The sequence below is a fragment of the Akkermansia sp. 54_46 genome (genome assembly GCF_001917295.1).
Taxonomy (GTDB): Bacteria; Verrucomicrobiota; Verrucomicrobiia; order Verrucomicrobiales; family Akkermansiaceae; genus Akkermansia; species Akkermansia muciniphila.
This window is the reverse complement of the sequence record NZ_MNUD01000034.1, coordinates 153,068-170,621: the sequence shown is the minus strand read 5'-3', so window position 1 is coordinate 170,621 and position 17,554 is coordinate 153,068. Positions and strand designations below refer to the sequence as shown.

Below are 17,554 nucleotides of genomic sequence, written 5' to 3'. Positions count from 1 at the left end.
AATGTACCTCTTCAAATGCTTAGGGGACATGTAATGGTAAACGCCATAGTAACCTCTCTTCAGTAGAGACCAGAAGCTCTCAATGGAATTGGTATGAACCTCTCCATTGACATACTGTTTCCCCTTATGGTTGACAAACTCATGGACAAATCCGACAAGTCCTTTATAGGATTTGAACTCGTCAGTAAACACATTGGAATTTCTCTCTACATGTTTTCCGATGAATCCTTGTAAATTGTAAGCGGATGTATCGTCGATATGTTTGACGATTACTTTTCCGTTTCTCTGTTTGGCTCCGATCACAATCAATTTACCTACTGAACCTCTTCCCTTGTTCAGCTTCTTGGAAAAGTGTTTGTTGGATTCCTTGCCTCCAATGAAGGTTTCATCCACTTCTACAATACCGTCCAACTTCTCCTTTTTATCCTTCATCCAAACTTCCCTAATCCTGTGACAGAGGAACCAGGCAGTCTTCTGAGTGATTCCAAGTTCTTTTGAAATCTGGATGGAGGAAATGCCTTTTCTGGAAGTCGCCAACAGATACATGCACATCAACCATTTGTGAAGAGGCAATTTGGATTCCTCTAAAATTGTACCAAATCTGACGCTGAAAAACTTTCTACAATCCTTACAGCGATAGGGCATCGGAAAGTGGTTTTTACATTTGGTGATATGATCTGAACCGCAATGAGGACAACGGACATGACCATTCCATCTTTTTAACTCAAAATACTTCCGGGCAGATTCCTCATTAGGAAATTTGGAGAAGAACTCATATAAGGAAGTATATTTGGTTTTGTTGTTTCCCATATCGTTGTTGTGATATGGAAATTTTGTCGTGTTTTGATTGGTTCGTACGCGTTTATTTTCAGCGTATTGAGAATTATTTTGTATTACAATTTTCTTACCCATATTGGGCGAGTAGAAAATTGTTCTCAGAATTTAAAGGTATAAAAATTAACGGAGGTTAAACAGTGCGACAGAATGTCTATATGAGACAAATTGTCCCATAAAAATGTGTCAAAATGTCTCAATGATAATATGGTATCTCATTAGATAAATTGTTAGATATTTGTTATTATTATTGATAATTAATTGTTTTTAACAAATATTAATGGATAGAGATTTTTTGGCATGCCATTTGCATAAGATGTTGTAGGGAGTTGAAGGAGATGGTGGTAGATATTGCGATGATCTCTTTAGACTCAAACATCAAACCATAGAAACAAAAAAAATGTCTAATAAAATAACAACAGTTACCTTCACCGGTAAAAGCGGTAAACAATATAAGTTTGATACTTATACAAAAGATACTTCTTTTCGAGATGTAAGTGCAGTATATATCTTTACCAAAAGAGTACAAAAATTAGATGGTTCTTATTTTCAAAAACCTTTATACATAGGGGAATCTGAAAAACTTGGAACTCGAATTTTAAATCATGAGAAATGGCCCTATGTAGATAGGCTCGGATGTACTCATATTTCAATTATGCAAATTAGCGGAGAATCTGCCCGTATGGACGCTGAAACTGATTTGATTAATGGTCAAAATCCTCCGTGCAATTTTCAGTAAAGGATTTAGCCTCATCGGTAGGATAATAAAGGCGTTCAAATTCTGCAAAAGCCGCAAAAAAGGCATCAAAGAATCGTTCTTCAGCCTTAGTGAAAGGAGTTACAAGGTACGATCCGTTATCTAATTTTTCAATTTGAGGTGTAACATTCATATTTAAAATTATTCTTAAACGATCTGTTTCACTCGTTTGTGAAACAGATCGTTTTTATTTAGTGGATTTCCTGAAAAGGAAGAGGTGATCTGTTGGATGGTTAGTCAAGTATGTAGGTCCCATATTTTTTAATGGGCTTCCAGCCAGTTGCCTCCCGTCCTGGCTTCCACCAGAATGGGAACGCCGTTGGGCAGGGGCAGCGCGCTGACCATGGCTTCCTCTATCTTGGGAATGAGAGCCAACTCATCCCTGTGCAGGTCCACCAGCAATTCATCATGAATTTGGAGGATAAGCCGGGATCTGGTGCCTTTCAGCAATTTGTCCACATGGATCATGGCTATTTTAATCATATCCGCCGCCGTGCCCTGGATGGGGGTGTTGATGGCAGTACGTTCCGCGGCGGACTTAATGGTCTTGTTGGCGGAATTGATTTCCGGAATCATCCTCCGTCGCCCCAATAGCGTTTCCGCGTAACCGGCTTGTTCCGCTTTGTGAACCAGGTCTTCCATGAAGGATTTAACTATGGGGAACTGGGTAAAATAGTTTTCAATCAAAGTGGCGGCTTCTCCGCGGGGGCAGCCCAGCCTCTGGGAGAGACCGAAGGCGGAAATGCCGTAAATAATGCCGAAATTCACCGTTTTGGCCGCACGGCGCATAACGGCGTCCACCTGGTCGCGGGGAATGCCGTACACACGGGCGGCCGTTTCCGTATGGATGTCCCGTCCTTCCCTGAATGCTCCGCACATGGCGGGGTCTCCTGAAAGAGCCGCCATGATGCGCAGTTCAATCTGGGAATAATCCGCAGACAGCATGGTGTATTCCTCTGAGGCGGGGACAAAGGCGGTGCGGATCAGGCGCCCCTGTTCCGTCCTTACCGGAATATTCTGAAGATTGGGATCCTGGGAGGCAAGCCTCCCGGTTGCGGTCAGCATCTGGTGGAATTGGGTATGGATGCGTCCATCCCGCGGGCAGATATACCTGGGCAGTGCATCCAGATATGTGCTCTTCAGCTTCATATTCTCCCGGTAAGCCAGGATATCCGCTACAATGGGATGCTGGGGGGCCAGAGCGGAAAGGGTGTCTTCATCCGTCACGAACTGGCCCGTCTTCGTCTTCTTGGGCTTCTTCACCAGCTCCAGTTCTCCGAACAGGAAATCTCCGAGCTGCTTGGGGGAATTCAGATTCAGGGGATGGCCTGCGGCTTCTTCAATTCTTTCCCGTAGGCCGTCAATGATGGCTCCTACCTTGACGGAAGCCTTCTCCAGGGATTCCGGAAGCACGCGGATGCCGGAAAACTCCATGTCCGCCAGCACGGGAAGCAGGGGCAGTTCCACGGTACGGAACAGTTTTTCCATGCCGCTTTCCTTGACCTGCCTTTTCAGGACGGCGGAAAGCTGGAGGGTGATATCTGCATCCTCCGCCGAATATTTGCCCATTACTTCCACGGGAACGCCGCTGGTGTCCAGTTCCCGTTTTTTTGCTCCTGGAGCGGCAATGTCCTTCAGTTTAATCGTGGAATATTGCAGCAAATTTTCCGCCAGAACGTCCATTCCGTGCTTCATGCCTGGAGCGATCAGGGCATGAGCCAGCAATGTATCGAAAAAGGGGCCTTTGACATGGATGCCGTTGGCTCGCAAAACCTCCAGGTCAAATTTCAGATGATGCCCTATCTTCTCTGCGGGGCCTTCCAGGAGCGGCCTGACTGCTTCCAGATCCGCCGGACCGGAGACAGGCATGTACCATGCCTTGTGCGGTTCAGCGCAAAAGGCGACGCCCAGCAGGTTGTCCATGAGGGGATTCAGGCCCGTCGTTTCCGTGTCGAAGCACCAGGAATCATACTTTTCCAGCTCGGCTGCCATGGCGGAACGGGCTTCCGGCGTATCTGCAATAATATATTCGTGCCTGAAATCATCTACCGTTTTCAAATGGCGTTCCTCAAATAAATCCATTTGTCCCGAACCGTTCTGCCGTACTCCCGACACAGGGGCGGAGGGTTTCGCCGACGAAGGCTGTTCCGTCCGGGGGGCGGGAGCAAACAAATCGTCTGCCGGGAGGGGGGCTTTTCTGGGCTCCGGCGCTTTTTTCCCGAACAGCTTGGCCTGCATGGACCGGAATTCCAACTCCTGGAGAAGGGCCTGCAGTTCTTCCGGACTGGGTTCTCTTTTAACCAATTCAGGCAGGGTCACCGTCAGGGGAACGTTCCGGTCAATGGTGGCCAGTTGCTTGGAAAGGGTTGCCATGTCCCCGTTTTCCTCCACAATCTGTTTGCGCTTCCCTTTCAGTTTATCCGTATTAGACAGCAGGTTTTCCACGGAGCCGAACTCTCTGATCAGCAGCTTGGCCGTCTTTTCCCCCACGCCGGGAAGCCCCGGAATATTGTCGGAGCTGTCGCCCATCAGGGCCAGAATATCAACTACCTGGTCCGCACGTTCAATGCCCCATTGCTCCTTGAGCTTTGCCAGGTCAATCACTTCGTGGTCATTGCCCCTTTTGCCGGGTTTCCACAGAAAGCAGGTGGAGGAAATAAGCTGGCCCAGGTCCTTGTCCTGGGAAACCATGTAGGTCTGGAATCCCTCCGTACCGTCCGCGATGCGTGCCAGCGTGCCTATCGTATCGTCCGCCTCATAGCCTTCATAGCGCAGAATGGGAATATTCATGGCTTCCAGCAATCTGAAAATCAGGGGCATTTGGTCGCTCAACTCTTCCGGCATGGATTCCCGGTTGGCTTTATAGGCAGGGTAAAGCTTATGGCGCGCCGTGGGAGCGGAAGTGTCGAAACAGGCCGCGATGTGCGTGGGGCGTTCGTGCTCCAGAATGCCCAGCAGCGTATTGGCGAAGCCGTACACGGCGGAAGTATTGACTCCCTTGGAATTGCGGATGGGATTGGAGAAAAAGGCGAAGTGGGCTCTGTAAGCCAGGGCCATTCCATCCAGAATAAAAAGGCGCTTGGAAGGGGAATCAGTCATTTCTGCCTTACTTTACCATGCGGTCCGGCGGGAAGCCACCGTTAAATGCGCCTCCGCATTCTCTGCCGATCGGGGCGGAGAAACAATCTTGAGAGCGCTTTTTTGTTGCCTCCTGACTATGAAGACCAGTCCTGCTTCTTGTAAAATTTGCTGGAGCCCGGCCGGGAATGTTTTGTCTCCGTTCATCCTTCTTTAAGGATTGATTTTCTTACAGGAAACATTATCATACTCCGTTTCCATGACTTACACCATCACTCCTTTGATTGCAGAGGATGCCATCTGCGCGCGCGTCAGGGAACTGGCCGCATCCATTGACAGGGCCATGGCAGGAAAACCCTATATTTTATTGCTGCTGCTGAACGGCGCTCTTCCTTTCGCTGCGATGTTGGAGAAGCATTTGAAATCCCGGCCTGCGGTGAAAGCCGTCAAAATTTCCAGTTATGCCGGAATGAGAAATTCCGGTTCCGTGGCGTGGGAGGGGGATTGCGGGGATTTCCAGCCCGATGTGCCTGTTCTGGTGGTGGATGACGTTCTGGATACGGGTGCTACGCTGGATGAAGTTTGCCGGGAATTGAAAAGAAGAGGGGTGAAGGAAGTCCTCACTGCTGTAGCCGTGGACAAGCACTGTTGCCGGAAAGTGCCTTTTGAGGCTGATTACGTGGCTTTTACGCAGGGAAACGATTTCCTGGTGGGGTTTGGAATGGACCTGGATGGGCATTACCGGGAACTCCCGTACATTGGGAAAGTGGTCATGGCTGACACAGTTGAGAATTCAGATTGAACAACCTGTTGAAAAAAAGTGTCCAAAACAATTGGAGCGGCAGAATTATCCGCCGTTCTGCTTAACAAGGGAAACCGGAAAGGAGAACCAAGACATGAAAATCAACAGGGCAAGACAACAGGAAAGCGTGGCCGTTTTCGGCCGCGAAACATCTCTTATACGGGATGTTTTGGACAATCTGGAACTGGAACATGCGCTGACGTGGCTGTTGGAGGCCATCAGCCAACACCAGTCCGGAAAAATGGGCGGGGAACCGTGGCACCTGTACCAGACCACGCTGTTCGCCATGTATGTGGACTATGACAACGGCAAAGTGCGCCTGTCCGCCGCGCTGGCATGCCACGATGCAGATCTGGAAATGTCCTTGAAGGATTTTGTGGAGATATTGAGCCGTGAAGCCGTCAAGGAGGCGGCCCCTCTTCATTATACCCCTGGGAGTTCCGGCAAATGCATCCACCGCTACCGCAATCCGTATTTTAAACGCAGGCGGCGGGACCGGGAACCGGACATCGGTTTTTACTCCTGAGACGGATTTCGCCGCGAAGTGGCATCCTATCCTTTCCAAAAGACCGGATTCTCTATGGACTCCGGCCTTTTTTCACTTTTTCGGGAGGGCTTTCCATAAATGGACACGGGGTACCGGACAAGGTAAAAAATGCGGTTTTTACTCTGATTTTGAAATGAATATTGACCCCGTTTCTTCCCGTTCATGAACGGGAACGGCGGAAAACATGCGGCGGATGATATTTCCCGGAAATGGCGGGTGCTTGGGCGGCCTCAAATTGACAATCGCTTGTGAAATATTAGAATGATCGGCAGCGCTTCCGGCTCAGGGGCCCAGCACAGTCAACCGAAATGAAAAGCAGCAGAATCAGAATTGCAACGAGGCGGGATGCGGCCAAGCTGCTGGAAATTTACGCTCCGTATGTGGAAAAGACAGCTGTCACGTTTGAATATGAAGTGCCTGCAGTGACGGAGTTTGAAAAAAGAATAGATCACATACTGGGAAAATACCCCTATTTGGTTGCGGAAAGGGCAGGGGATATTTCCGGTTATGCCTATGCAGGAGTGTTCAAGGACCGCGCAGCGTATCGCTGGGCTGTGGAAACGACGGTATACGTGCGGGAAGACATGAAAAAAATGGGAACGGGAAGGGAACTGTATGCAGCTCTGGAAAAGATTCTCTCCATGCAGAATATTTTGAATTTAAACGCGTGCATTGCTTATCCCTGTGAAGCTGAGGACCCCTATCTTACACGGGACAGCGTCCAGTTCCATAAACGTTTGGGGTATCAATTTGCAGGGAAATTTCATCGGTGCGGATACAAATTCGGCCGCTGGTACCATATGATCTGGATGGAGAAGTTTCTTGGAGGCCATACGGAAAATCCGCCCGTAGTGAAATCTTTTGGCGAGGTAAGGAGCCTTGTCGCGGAGAAACTCGGAATTTGGTGAAAGGCGGCTCCTGGGCGCATTCGGAAACAGAAAATATTTCCGAATCAATAACATGCCGGATGTTCCGGCATGCGGCCACAAGAGGGTTTTTTGTTGCAAAGTTAGTTTAAACTAATTTTTAATTGACATCGTTTGGCCGGATTATTATTTTCCGCTCCGGCGGGAAAAAATGGCGGATATGCCATGAAATCCTGCCGGATTGGAGGATGCCTCCCTGAGGAGGATACGGATGTTTTCATTATCAATAAAAAACCATGAACGCATACAAACGCATGTTGCTGGCCGGCTTTTGCGCCGGAAGTACAATCCTGGCTTTCGGTAGCCAGGCTCAGGCGGCCAAGGCCGCTTCCCCCAAGGTGGACAAAACGAGCGCGGCGATTGCCGCCTACGCGGATGAGCTTGTCATTCCCACCTACAAGACGATGAGTGATAACGCTCTCAAATTCGCCAAGGCCGCTAAAGAGCTGAAGGCTGCTCCTACCGATGCCAAGGTTGCTGAAGCAGGGAAGCTTCTTCTTGAAACGCGCGTGCCGTGGGAACTTTCGGAATCCTTCCTCTTTGGCCCGGCTGCTTTCGCCAACCTTGACCCGAAGCTGGACTCCTGGCCCCTGGATACCACGAATCTTGATGCCGTCGCCAAAAACGCGGACAGCAAGAGCGTAACGATTGACGCCGCCTACGTACGCAATTCCCTCGGCGCGGAAACGCGCGGTTTCCATGCTGCCGAATACCTGCTGTTCCGAGATGGGCAGCCCCGCAAGGCCGCCGATCTGACGCCCGGACAGCTTTCCTACCTTGCCGCTGTGGCCGAGGTGATTGCTGAGGATTCCATCACGCTTGAAGCCTGGTGGGCGGGTTCTGACAAGATCAGCGAAGAGAAGGCCAAGATTCTTGAAGAAGCTGAAATAGAACCCGGCAAGTCCTATGCGGGGGAATTCAAAAAAGCTGGCCAGGCAGGCAGCCGCTACGAGTCAAACTCGGAAGTGCTTGATGAAATCATCGGCGGCAGCAAGGACATTATTGACGAAATAGCCGATTCAAAGGTGGGCAAGCCCTACGAAACGGCTGACGCCGCCGACTGTGAATCCCTTTACAGCTACACTTCTCTGGTGGACTCTCGCCACAACGTACAGAGCGTAGAAAAATCCTACAATGTGATTTCCCCTCTCGTAGCCGCCAAGTCCGCGAAGGTTGACCAGGCTGTGAAAGGTTCTATCGCCAAGGTATTCAAGAGCCTTGACGCCATACAGGGGCCCCTGGTGAAAAATCTCGACAAAAAGGAGCAGCTCAAGGCAATCATCGACAGTTGCAAGGAACTTTCCGAAAACCTCGACAAGGTTCAGGAACTTCTTGTGAAGTAATTTAACCCGCATTGCCCAGGGTCGGCAAGGCCCTGGGCTGCAATATCATATTGTCGGCCGGCTGACGGAGACGTGTACCACGGGCCGTATTTCTGGAAAGCCTGCCAATCATCAATGCACATGGAGTATCGACAATTTGCAAAACCTGCGGCTGTCCTGGTGCTCGGAGCGGGAGCGGCCGCCTGGGCAATAGTGAATTCCGGAGGTTCTGGGGATGCGGCTCCTGAACAATCTTTTATCCCGGACACGGCAAGGAATGCCGGCGTTTTGGGACATCCCCGCATTTCCGGACGCGCACTGATTAATCCGGCCCAGGGGAGTGCATCAAAATTTGACAATATCAAAGCCGAATACATGACAGCTTCATGCGTGAGCTGCCATGTAAACCGTGGCCGTGATTTCACGCCCCCCGCGCTCAGGACGAAAGAAGGCGAGCCCGGGCCGGCTTACTATCTGGGCGGTGAAAAGGGAACGGTGTTTAATGCCACCAGTAAAGCGTTTGAGCAGGAATCGCCGGCAATTACTGAAGCCGGCCTGACGAATCGTTTCAAGGCGGGCGAAATTATTTTTGAAGGGAACTTCGTACCCGTGAAGCGCAATCGCTTCGGCGGTCTCGGTCCCACTTACATTAAATCATCCTGTCTGGCCTGCCACCCCGGTTATGGCCGCGGACAGCGCACCGGCAATTTTGACAGGCAGTACGGCAACGGTTATCTGGCCTTTGTACATAATCCCGATGGCACCCCGGTTAAGGGGTACACGGGCATGCTGCAGACGAAAGCGGTTCCTCCTTTTGTGCCTTATGCCAAGGGAGTGAAAATAGAATGGCATGATTTTGTTGACCAGTACGGAAACAAATACCCGGACGGAACGCCCTACAATGCGGGCAAGCCGACGGAGGGCACGTTGACTTATCCCACGGCAGATGTGATTGAGCCGTTGCTTCCGCTTCCGGCCGATTACCGCGTGTCAATCGAATCAACAATCGGCATTTACGGAACGGGGCTGCTTGATGCCATCCGTGACGAGGATATTATTGCCGAATACAGGCGCCAGCAGAGCATGACAGGCCCGGTGAAGGGGATTCCTGGCAAATGGATTGACGAGCCCGACGGTACCCGGCGCCTCGGAAAGTTCACGTGGGACTGCTCGCGCGCCACACTGGAAAACGGTCCTGGCGCCAATGCGCTTTGGAACGTGACGAATGTAACGCGCAAAAACCGTCCGAACATTTACATGACGCCCGAATGGCTCGAAAAACAGAAGGAACTTGGCATTGATGTAAGCGGTCTTGAAGGCCCGCAGGAAGAGGAACTCTCAATGCAGCAGTATGAGGATTTCATGGTCTGGCATCGCGGGCTGGCCGTGCCTGCCGCCCGCAACCTCGACAAGCCTGACGTGCGCCGCGGGCGGGAACTTTTCAATAAACTGGGGTGTGCCGGTTGCCACAAACCTGAATGGACAACGGGAGAATACAAACCGCTTCCCGGCTATGCGAACCAGACCATCCGCCCCTATACGGATATGCTGCGTCACGATATGGGGGAAATCAACCGCGGGCGTTCTCGTTTCTGGCGTACGCCGCCCCTGTGGGGAAGGGGGCTGATGCACAAAACCGCCAACCATACCGATATGTTCCATGATCTGCGCGCCCGCGATTTTGAAGAAGCCATCCTGTGGCACTTCGGCGAAAGCGAATTCTCCCGTGAAATGTTCCGCCATCTCTCCGCCAAAGAGCGCGGCCAGCTGATTCAATTTCTGAAAGCACTTTAAAAAAGAAAATACTCATGACCTGCAACCTGGAAAAAAACAAAGGTGTTTCCGTCAAGTCGCTCCCGCTGGGCGGCGAAGGCGCATCTCTGCAATTCATTACGCTTGCCGGAAACAAACCTGAGCAGTTGGCCGAGCATGCCGCATTGCTCCAAAAAGCTGAGAAAAGCGGTCTCCAATGGGTTGGCCCGGAAGTGTACGGCAGCGCTGATCTGGATCTCTCCCCGGTTCCCGGGGCGGGGTTGACTGCCGTTTTGGGTACGAAAACGGGCGCATCCTTCTATCGAGGCATGCAAATCTGCGCGGTGGAGGGGGGGAATGCCCGGACGATTGAGTTCAATGGCCGCTCCGCCGGCGTTTTTTATGAGGATGAATATGCCGAGTATGCCGTTCTGGGCGGTTTGTCGCCCCGCGACCGGACAGCCGGACGCACCGAGCAGACATTGGATGTCTTCCGGCAAATGGAAGAAGCGCTGAACCGGACCGGTATGGATTTTTCCCACGTGGTCCGCACATGGTTTTACAACAACAGCCTGCTGGACTGGTATGAAGAGTTCAATCGCGCCCGCGACATATTTTTTGCAAGCCGCGGCGTGTTTGATCGCCTTGTTCCTGCCAGTACGGGGATTGGATCCGGCAATCGGGAAAATGCGGCCTTGTTGGCCCGCGCATTTGCCATTCGACCGAAGAGTGGCCGTGTGACAGTAAAAGATATCCCTTCGCCGCTGCAATGTTCGGCTCAGGATTACCGCAGCTCATTCAGCCGTGCGGTGGAAGTGGATCACCTGCTGTTCCGGCAAGTCATCGTCTCCGGTACGGCCAGCATTGCCCCTGGCGGAGAATCCTTGCATCCCGGCGATATCGATAGGCAGACAGAGCTCTCGCTGGACGTGATTGAAGCCATCCTGAAATCACGCGGCATGGGCTGGAAGGATGTTGTCCGCGCCGTAGCCTATTTCAAAGATAAGGATTATGCCTCTCACTACGGAAAAATAGCTCTGCGCCGCGGCCTCTCCATCATGCCCTGCATCGGCATACAGGCCGATGTGTGCCGGGACAATCTGCTGTTTGAAATGGAACTTGATGCAGCTGTGTTGAAGGCCTGAGAAAATGGTGTTAAGAATCATTCAGTGGAGCTTTCTGCTTGGCCTTGCCTTTTATTCGCTCTTTATCGGGGCGGCTCAAGTGTCCTTGTCCGACCTGTGGCACATGGATGGCGAGCAGCTGCAATTCTGGTGGGAAATCATGCTGCAAAGCCGCATTCCGCGCCTCTGCAGCATTCTCGTGGTAGGCAGCAGCCTGGCCATCAGCGGCTTGATCATGCAGCGCATCACCAATAACCGCTTCGTGTCGCCGACTACGGCAGGCACGATGGAGTGGTGCCGCTTTGGGGTAATGATCGCCATCCTTTATCTGCCCGGAGCCTCTCCCATTTGGCGCGTGGGGGCCGCCTTCGTGATTTCTCTGATAGGCACCTCATGCTTTCTGGCGGTGATTGCGCGCGTGCGGCACCAGAATGTCATTCTGGTGCCCTTGATAGGAATCATGCTGGGCGGCGTGGTGAATGCCGGAGCCGTTTTTTATGCCTACCAGTTTGATATTGTACAGAATATGGCGTCATGGCTGCAGGGGAGTTTCTCCCTTGTCATTGAGGGCAATTATGAATTGCTCTATGCCAGCATCCCGTTGATGCTGCTGGCCTATGTTTATGCCGATCTCTTTACGATTGCCGGCATGGGGCGCGATGCCGCGGTGGCGTTGGGGCTGAACCACGCAAGCATCATGCACATGGGACTGGTGATTGTATCCATCATCAGCTCAATCACGATTGTGGAGGTAGGCTACCTCCCCTTCATCGGATTGATCGTGCCCAATATCGTGAGCATTTTCCGGGGGGATGCCGTGAAGAAAATCTTGTTTGATACGGCTTGGCTGGGGGCCATGCTTGTTCTTGTTTGCGACGTGGCAGGGCGCATGCTTATCGCCCCCTTCGAAATCCCCATCGGCGTTATCCTGAGCGTGGTCGGCGGTGCTGTATTTCTGGCCATGCTCTTCCATAGAAAAACGTATGCCTGATTCCATTCAACATCAAAAAGATGATGCCTTCCGCAATGCTGCCGGCCGGCGTCGCGCGTTCCCGGCCTTCCTGATTCTGGGTCTGCTCTGCGTGGGGCTGGCGCTCGTATATGTCTTTCAGGGGATGACCCCCGAAACGTGGGACTTTAACATGGCCCGCCGCATTCCCATCGTTATTGCGCTGGTGCTGGTAGGAACGGCCGTGGGGCTGTCTTCAGTCGTCTTCCAGACGATTACAACCAACTATATCCTCACGCCCAGCGTAATGGGGCTGGATAACCTCTACGTATTACTGCAGACGCTCGTGCTCTACTTTGTGGGCAGCACACAGTTGACGACCATGCAGAGCCCGCTCTGTTTCATGGGAGCCCTGTTGTTGATGGTCTGCGTATCTACGGGTATTTTTTTCTACATGTTCCGTGGACAGAATGGCGGCAATATTTATTTTGTGGTGTTGGTAGGCATGATCTTCGGCATAACCTTCGGAGGCTTGTCGAACTTCATGCAGGTGCTGATAGATCCGAGTGAATTTGCCATACTTGAGGGGCGTCTTTTCGCCAGTTTCAATCGCATTAATGAAGAACTGCTGTTTACGGCGGGGCTTGTGATCGCCGCGACGGTCATCTGGCTGGTTTGCGACCTCAGGAAGCTCGATGTGCTTACGCTGGGCCGCTCCACGGCCATTACGTTGGGCGTGAACTACAAATGGGTGGTGCTGCGCTCCCTGATGATCGTCTCTATTCTGGCCTCGGCCTCGACGGTGCTCGTAGGGCCGGTGACTTTCCTGGGCATTCTCATCGTGAGCATTGCCCGCTTCATATTCCCGACCTACCGCCACATTGTCCTCATGCCCGGCACGGCTCTCGTGGGCGTAGCTGCATTGACTTTCGGCATGCTGCTTACCGAACGGTGGCTCAACTTCTCCGTGCCCCTGAGCGTAATCATCAATTTCGTTGGCGGGGTTTACTTTATCTACCTGATCATGAAAATTAAACGTATATGATTGAGATACGAGACATTTCCAAAAAATACCGTGAAACCTTCGTGCTCAGGCACGTCAGCACGAGGCTTCCCTCTGATCGGATGGTGGCCTTTATCGGCAGCAATGGCGCCGGAAAGAGCACGATGCTCAACATTATCAGCCGCCTTCTGGAACCCACAGAAGGCTCTGTATCCATTGATGGCAGGGAACTCAGGAAATGGGATTCCCGGGAGCTAGCCAAAACCCTCACCATCCTGGGGCAAACCCTCCATACTCCGGCGCGGCTCACGGTCGAGGAACTGGTTCGCTTCGGACGTTTCCCTCATTCCCGCGGCCGCCTGGAAAATCAGGATTTTCTGCAAATCGAAAAGGCTTTGGAACTTACCGAGATTGCCGATTTGCGCCATTGCTACCTTGATGAACTTTCGGGCGGCCAGCGGCAGATGGCCTATATTGCCATGGCCATTGCACAGGACACGAAGTACATCTTTCTCGATGAACCTTTGAACAACCTTGATATGCATCGTGCGGCGCGCATTATGAAACTGCTGCGTTCCCTGGTGCGGGAGCAGGGCAAGACGATCTGCATCGTAATTCATGATATTAACTTTGTCTCTTTCTATGCGGATTACGTGGTGGCATTCAGGGACGGAGTCCTGTGCCATCAAGGGCCGACAGAAGATATCATCCGGACAGATGTGCTGCGTGATATTTACGGTATGGATATCGCCATAGAACCCTATGGTGATAAAAAGATATGCGTATACTATGAATAGAATTTCCTTAAATTCCAAAAACAACAAACAATAACAAATAATATGAGAACAACAATCACCGCATTTCTGGCCGCATTGATTCTTCCCGGTCTTTCCATGGCCGCGGCAGATGAAGCCAAAACGATCACCGCCACGCACACGCTGGGCACGGTCGAGCTTCCGGTCAATCCGAAACGTGTCGCCGTGCTGGACTACGGTTCGCTTGAGACCATCAGCGAACTGGGCGTCACTCCCGCGCTGGCTTTACCCAAAAAATTCCTTCCTCCTTACCTCTCCAAATTCTCCGGAGAACAATATACGGATCTTGGAACGGTCAAGGAATTCAATATTGAAACCATCAATGCGTTCAAGCCGGACTTGATTATTATTTCAGGACGTCAGCAGGATTATTATCAGAAACTTTCCTCCATCGCCCCCGTTTACCTGGTCGATATTCTGGCCAAGGATCAGCTGGGGGAAGCCAAGAAAAACATCAGGCTTCTGGGTGATGTGTTCGGCGTGCCCGAAAAGGCAGCCGAAGCCGTCAAAAACATTGATGAAGCCGTAACCCGTACGAAAGACAAGGCCCAGGCCAGCGGCAAGAAAGCTCTCGTTCTCCTCACGAACGACGGCAAGGTAAGCGCTTACGGTTCGGGTTCCCGCTTCGGGTTGGTGCACGATGCCCTGGGGGTGGCCCAGGCCGATAAAAACATCAAGGTGGGGGTTCATGGGCAGCAGGTGACTTATGAATACGTTGCCATGCTCAATCCCGATATCATCTTTGTGGTGGACCGTTCGGTTGCTATCGGCCGTTCGGCCAAAAATCCGAATGTCCTCAACAATGTGCTTGTGAACAAAACGAAGGCGGCTAAAAACGGCGCCATCATCCTGCTTGACCCGCAGGTATGGTATCTTTCCGGCGGCGGCATCATTTCTCTGAACAAGATGATCTCTGAAGTGGAAGCTGCCTTCACGGACAAAAAATAATTATTCCGTCCTTATTCATCACGAAGCAGGCCGCACGACCCTATGCTTCCGTTTCCCGGCTGGAGCGGCAGAGGCGTGCGGCCCTTTTTCATTCAGGATCTGCTGATGAAGAAAATTTTGCAGTGGATGGCATCTCCCCGTCTCGCGTGCGCGCTGATGGCTTATGCCGTGTTGCTCATTTTTCTCGGCACTCTTGAGGCGCGGTCTATCGATGTTTCCGCTGTGCAGGCCAGGTATTTTGAAAGCTGGGGCTGCCTTTCCTTCGGGATGATTCCTCTGATTGGCGGCGCCGGCGTAGGGGCATTGGCCGTACTGAATATTTCGGCGTCTGTTTTCCGGCGTGCGCGCTTCACACTGCACGGCGTGGGAGTGAGCCTCACGCATGCCTTTCTGGTAGTGCTGATTTTGGCGGGGGCGTTGCAGTATTTTCTGCGTACGGAGGGAATACTCGTTCTGGATGCAGGTGAGGTCTCACACGAAATACTGGCAGGCGGAGGGAATGGAAGGAAAAATATCCCCCTTGGTTTTTCAGTAAAGCTGAAAAAATTTGATGCCCGGACATGGACGGGAAGCGATATCCCCAGCAGCTTTTCAAGCGAGGTTTGCTTCATGCGCGGCGGGGAAAGCACGGAAACGGTTATTCGCATGAATGCTCCGGTCTCCTTTGGAGGCTGGATTTTTTACCAGAACAGTTACGCCAATGGGGGCCGCACGAGTGTAATCACAGCCGTACGTAATCCGGTGCGCTTTTTTCCGTGGATATCGGTGCTCGGCGTATTTGCGGGCATGCTGCTGATTTTTCTCTCAACCCTGCGTGCCCGAAAAAAACATGCAGTGTAAAATTATTTTATTTACGGCGTTTTTCGTTGCTCTTGTGATTGCATTATCGCCTCTGTTTCAGAGGTTGGGGGATTCTTTTTCCTCATTTGACGGCATAGGGGCGCCCTCACCTGGAGCGCTGCCATGCCTGAAGGCAGGACGAGTGATGCCGGTTTCAAGCGCAGCGGCGGATTCCCTTAAATTGGCAAGCGGCCGCACGTCGGTGAATCTTGGAGGCTCTCGGACCGGGCCGGTGAAGTGGTTGCTGGCATTAAACGCCTGCCCGGCAAAAATGGCCGGCGAACCTTTTCTGCGTTCGGATAACAGGGATATGGTCGAATTCCTTGGCGGACGAGGCCGTTATTTTTCCTATGCCGATGCAGTTGAGAAGGCTGGCCTGCTGCGCGGCTCTCTGCGGGGCAATTCTCATCAGGCCCATGCCGCGGAAGCCATACTGGGCGCACTCGCCGTTTATGAGCAGGCCGGCGTTGCGCTCGCTCTCCGCCTGGAGGGGACATCGGGCTGTTTGGGGACGCTTGATGCATGGCATGAAGCTATGGTTGAAGCTTCAGCAGAGCTTGAAGCCGCTGAACGCGAAAAACGCCATCCCTCGCTTGACCGGCTCTACCGTGCCAATCGCTATTTTCAATTCCTCCAGGCTCTTGTGCAGGTAGAAGAAGCGGACCCGAATGTGGCCCTGCGAGTAATCCCACATGAGGGAAGCTACCTGACTCCGGCTGCTGCTCTGCTCGAAAAAAATCTCAGTCCCGCCGGGCGGACCGCCCTGAAAGCCTATGCCGCAGCCTGCGATGCCTATGCTGCCGGAGATGAATCTACTGCTGCAGAGACTCTGCGTCAACTTTCCGGGGAATTGGAGTCAATACTGCCCATGGATTCTTTCAAACTGCATTTCGAGCATTGCATCAATGCTCTCGAACCCTTCTTTGGAGGCTTCCTTCTCTACGGCATGTCGTTGGTTTGTTTCGTAGTCTCTCTGTTTCTCAAGCGGCGGAAGGCATTGCTGCATTTTGCGACGGTCTTTCTGTGTATGGCGGTATTATGGCATTTATTCGGCATTGCGGCCCGCATGTACATTCAATCGCGCCCCCCGGTTACCAATTTGTATTCCTCAGTCGTCTTTGCGGGCGTGGTAGCCTCATTATTCGGCGGGACGCTTTATATTCTCCGCCGTCAGCTTCCTGTTGCCGCGGTCGCCTGCGCTTCCGGCCTTCTCTCACTGCTGGTAGCCATGAATTTGCCCTACAGCGGCGATACCATGGGCATGATGCGTGCCGTTCTCAATTCGAATTTCTGGCTCACCATGCACGTAATGACCATCATGATAGGCTACGGAAGTGTTTTTTTTGCCGGGTTTTTAGCCTCATATCATCTGGTGGCCCGTTTCTTCGGCTTCGGACAGGGTGAAAAGGGGCTGAAAGCCGGGTCCTGCGGAGTCTATCGCATCCTTCTCGTGGCGCTCTTCTTTTGTTTTCTGGGGACAATGCTCGGCGGCATCTGGGCTGACATGAGCTGGGGACGGTTTTGGGGATGGGACCCTAAAGAAAACGGTGCCTTAATGACACTCCTTTGGTGCTCCTGCACCCTCCATGCCCGCCTTTTACACGTCTGTTCCTGTCAAGGCTTCCTCGTTCTTGCCTCGCTCGGAAATATCGTAGCAGCCTGGGGGTGGTTCGGTGTCAACCTCATGGGGATTGGCCTGCACTCCTACGGTTTTGTGGAAGGTGGCTGGTTCTGGTTTTTCCTTTTTGTGGGCCTTCAGGTCCTTGCGGCAGCTTCAGCCCTGATTCCCCAAAGGAGCCGCTGATGATTTTACGAACCATCGGGCAGGGAAGGGGAGGCGTTCGCGACATACGGCAT

The 17,554-nt window shown here is 52.1% G+C and carries 16 protein-coding genes; 13 read left to right on the top strand and 3 right to left on the bottom strand.

Annotation, left to right across the window (positions count from 1 at the left end; translation table 11 throughout):
• The coding region (locus tag BHW66_RS09325; RefSeq protein WP_286689014.1) for an IS1595 family transposase at positions 1 to 810 on the bottom strand (810 nt) is incomplete at its 3' end.
• A 424-nt stretch (positions 811 to 1,234) separates the two neighbouring features.
• On the opposite strand from BHW66_RS09325, the gene BHW66_RS09320 reads away from it, so the two are divergent.
• Positions 1,235 to 1,573: a hypothetical protein gene (locus tag BHW66_RS09320; RefSeq protein WP_217730121.1), complete on the top strand. Its 339-nt coding sequence runs from the start codon at positions 1,235 to 1,237 to the stop codon at positions 1,571 to 1,573.
• Here the strand turns inward: BHW66_RS09320 and BHW66_RS09315 are convergent.
• Positions 1,539 to 1,724 carry a hypothetical protein gene (locus BHW66_RS09315; protein ID WP_217730123.1) on the bottom strand — a complete coding sequence of 62 codons (186 nt, stop codon included), beginning with the start codon at positions 1,722 to 1,724 and terminating at the stop codon, positions 1,539 to 1,541. The two genes, BHW66_RS09320 and BHW66_RS09315, sit on opposite strands and share 35 nt — an antisense overlap.
• 128 nt (positions 1,725 to 1,852) lie before the next feature.
• Positions 1,853 to 4,690, bottom strand: coding sequence for a DNA polymerase I (gene polA / locus BHW66_RS09310; protein ID WP_094139580.1), 2,838 nt, complete (start codon positions 4,688 to 4,690; stop codon positions 1,853 to 1,855).
• A 238-nt stretch (positions 4,691 to 4,928) separates the two neighbouring features.
• On the opposite strand from polA, the gene BHW66_RS09305 reads away from it, so the two are divergent.
• The 12 genes from BHW66_RS09305 (at position 4,929) to ccsA (ending at position 17,501) form a co-directional block, all read left to right on the top strand.
• A complete protein-coding gene (locus BHW66_RS09305; protein WP_022197196.1) occupies positions 4,929 to 5,471 on the top strand; it encodes a phosphoribosyltransferase family protein in 543 nt (180 codons plus the stop codon).
• 94 nt (positions 5,472 to 5,565) lie between these two features.
• The gene (locus BHW66_RS09300) at positions 5,566 to 5,997 is read left to right on the top strand and encodes a hypothetical protein (protein ID WP_022197197.1); all 432 of its coding nucleotides are present in this window, start codon (positions 5,566 to 5,568) and stop codon (positions 5,995 to 5,997) included.
• A gap of 329 nt (positions 5,998 to 6,326) precedes the next feature.
• Positions 6,327 to 6,926 (top strand): GNAT family N-acetyltransferase, encoded by a 600-nt coding sequence (locus BHW66_RS09295; protein ID WP_022197198.1) that lies wholly within the window; start codon positions 6,327 to 6,329, stop codon positions 6,924 to 6,926.
• 254 nt (positions 6,927 to 7,180) lie between these two features.
• Positions 7,181 to 8,287, top strand: a complete 1,107-nt coding sequence (locus tag BHW66_RS09290; RefSeq protein WP_102732638.1) for an imelysin family protein — start codon at positions 7,181 to 7,183, stop codon at positions 8,285 to 8,287.
• 369 nt (positions 8,288 to 8,656) lie between these two features.
• A complete protein-coding gene (locus BHW66_RS09285; protein WP_286689013.1) occupies positions 8,657 to 10,060 on the top strand; it encodes a di-heme oxidoredictase family protein in 1,404 nt (467 codons plus the stop codon).
• Between the two features lie 14 nt (positions 10,061 to 10,074).
• On the top strand, positions 10,075 to 11,163 hold the full coding sequence (locus BHW66_RS09280) for a RidA family protein (protein ID WP_217730125.1): 1,089 nt from the start codon (positions 10,075 to 10,077) through the stop codon (positions 11,161 to 11,163).
• Between the two features lie 4 nt (positions 11,164 to 11,167).
• The gene (locus BHW66_RS09275) at positions 11,168 to 12,133 is read left to right on the top strand and encodes an iron chelate uptake ABC transporter family permease subunit (RefSeq protein ID WP_217730127.1); all 966 of its coding nucleotides are present in this window, start codon (positions 11,168 to 11,170) and stop codon (positions 12,131 to 12,133) included.
• On the top strand, positions 12,126 to 13,136 hold the full coding sequence (locus tag BHW66_RS09270; RefSeq protein WP_094139584.1) for an iron chelate uptake ABC transporter family permease subunit: 1,011 nt from the start codon (positions 12,126 to 12,128) through the stop codon (positions 13,134 to 13,136). The genes BHW66_RS09275 and BHW66_RS09270 overlap by 8 nt, the downstream gene beginning before the upstream one ends.
• The gene (locus BHW66_RS09265) at positions 13,133 to 13,891 is read left to right on the top strand and encodes an ATP-binding cassette domain-containing protein (protein ID WP_094139585.1); all 759 of its coding nucleotides are present in this window, start codon (positions 13,133 to 13,135) and stop codon (positions 13,889 to 13,891) included. The genes BHW66_RS09270 and BHW66_RS09265 overlap by 4 nt, the downstream gene beginning before the upstream one ends.
• A gap of 42 nt (positions 13,892 to 13,933) precedes the next feature.
• Complete coding sequence (locus tag BHW66_RS09260; protein WP_022197205.1) at positions 13,934 to 14,857, top strand: siderophore ABC transporter substrate-binding protein; 924 nt, start codon at positions 13,934 to 13,936, stop codon at positions 14,855 to 14,857.
• A gap of 105 nt (positions 14,858 to 14,962) precedes the next feature.
• Positions 14,963 to 15,697, top strand: coding sequence for a cytochrome c biogenesis protein ResB (locus tag BHW66_RS09255; RefSeq protein ID WP_237970219.1), 735 nt, complete (start codon positions 14,963 to 14,965; stop codon positions 15,695 to 15,697).
• Complete coding sequence (ccsA, locus tag BHW66_RS09250; protein WP_094139587.1) at positions 15,687 to 17,501, top strand: cytochrome c biogenesis protein CcsA; 1,815 nt, start codon at positions 15,687 to 15,689, stop codon at positions 17,499 to 17,501. The genes BHW66_RS09255 and ccsA overlap by 11 nt, the downstream gene beginning before the upstream one ends.
• Positions 17,502 to 17,554 lie beyond the last annotated feature (53 nt).

Bases quoted from the DNA above. Each gene is read 5' to 3' on its own strand.
- BHW66_RS09320 (WP_217730121.1), top strand. From the start codon at position 1,235: ATGTCTAATAAAATAACAACAGTTACCTTCACCGGTAAAAGCGGTAAA.
- BHW66_RS09315 (WP_217730123.1), bottom strand. From the start codon at position 1,724: ATGAATGTTACACCTCAAATTGAAAAATTAGATAACGGATCGTACCTT.
- polA (WP_094139580.1), bottom strand. From the start codon at position 4,690: ATGACTGATTCCCCTTCCAAGCGCCTTTTTATTCTGGATGGAATGGCC.
- BHW66_RS09305 (WP_022197196.1), top strand. From the start codon at position 4,929: ATGACTTACACCATCACTCCTTTGATTGCAGAGGATGCCATCTGCGCG.
- BHW66_RS09300 (WP_022197197.1), top strand. From the start codon at position 5,566: ATGAAAATCAACAGGGCAAGACAACAGGAAAGCGTGGCCGTTTTCGGC.
- BHW66_RS09295 (WP_022197198.1), top strand. From the start codon at position 6,327: ATGAAAAGCAGCAGAATCAGAATTGCAACGAGGCGGGATGCGGCCAAG.
- BHW66_RS09290 (WP_102732638.1), top strand. From the start codon at position 7,181: ATGAACGCATACAAACGCATGTTGCTGGCCGGCTTTTGCGCCGGAAGT.
- BHW66_RS09280 (WP_217730125.1), top strand. From the start codon at position 10,075: ATGACCTGCAACCTGGAAAAAAACAAAGGTGTTTCCGTCAAGTCGCTC.
- BHW66_RS09275 (WP_217730127.1), top strand. From the start codon at position 11,168: ATGGTGTTAAGAATCATTCAGTGGAGCTTTCTGCTTGGCCTTGCCTTT.
- BHW66_RS09270 (WP_094139584.1), top strand. From the start codon at position 12,126: ATGCCTGATTCCATTCAACATCAAAAAGATGATGCCTTCCGCAATGCT.
- BHW66_RS09265 (WP_094139585.1), top strand. From the start codon at position 13,133: ATGATTGAGATACGAGACATTTCCAAAAAATACCGTGAAACCTTCGTG.
- BHW66_RS09260 (WP_022197205.1), top strand. From the start codon at position 13,934: ATGAGAACAACAATCACCGCATTTCTGGCCGCATTGATTCTTCCCGGT.
- BHW66_RS09255 (WP_237970219.1), top strand. From the start codon at position 14,963: ATGAAGAAAATTTTGCAGTGGATGGCATCTCCCCGTCTCGCGTGCGCG.
- ccsA (WP_094139587.1), top strand. From the start codon at position 15,687: ATGCAGTGTAAAATTATTTTATTTACGGCGTTTTTCGTTGCTCTTGTG.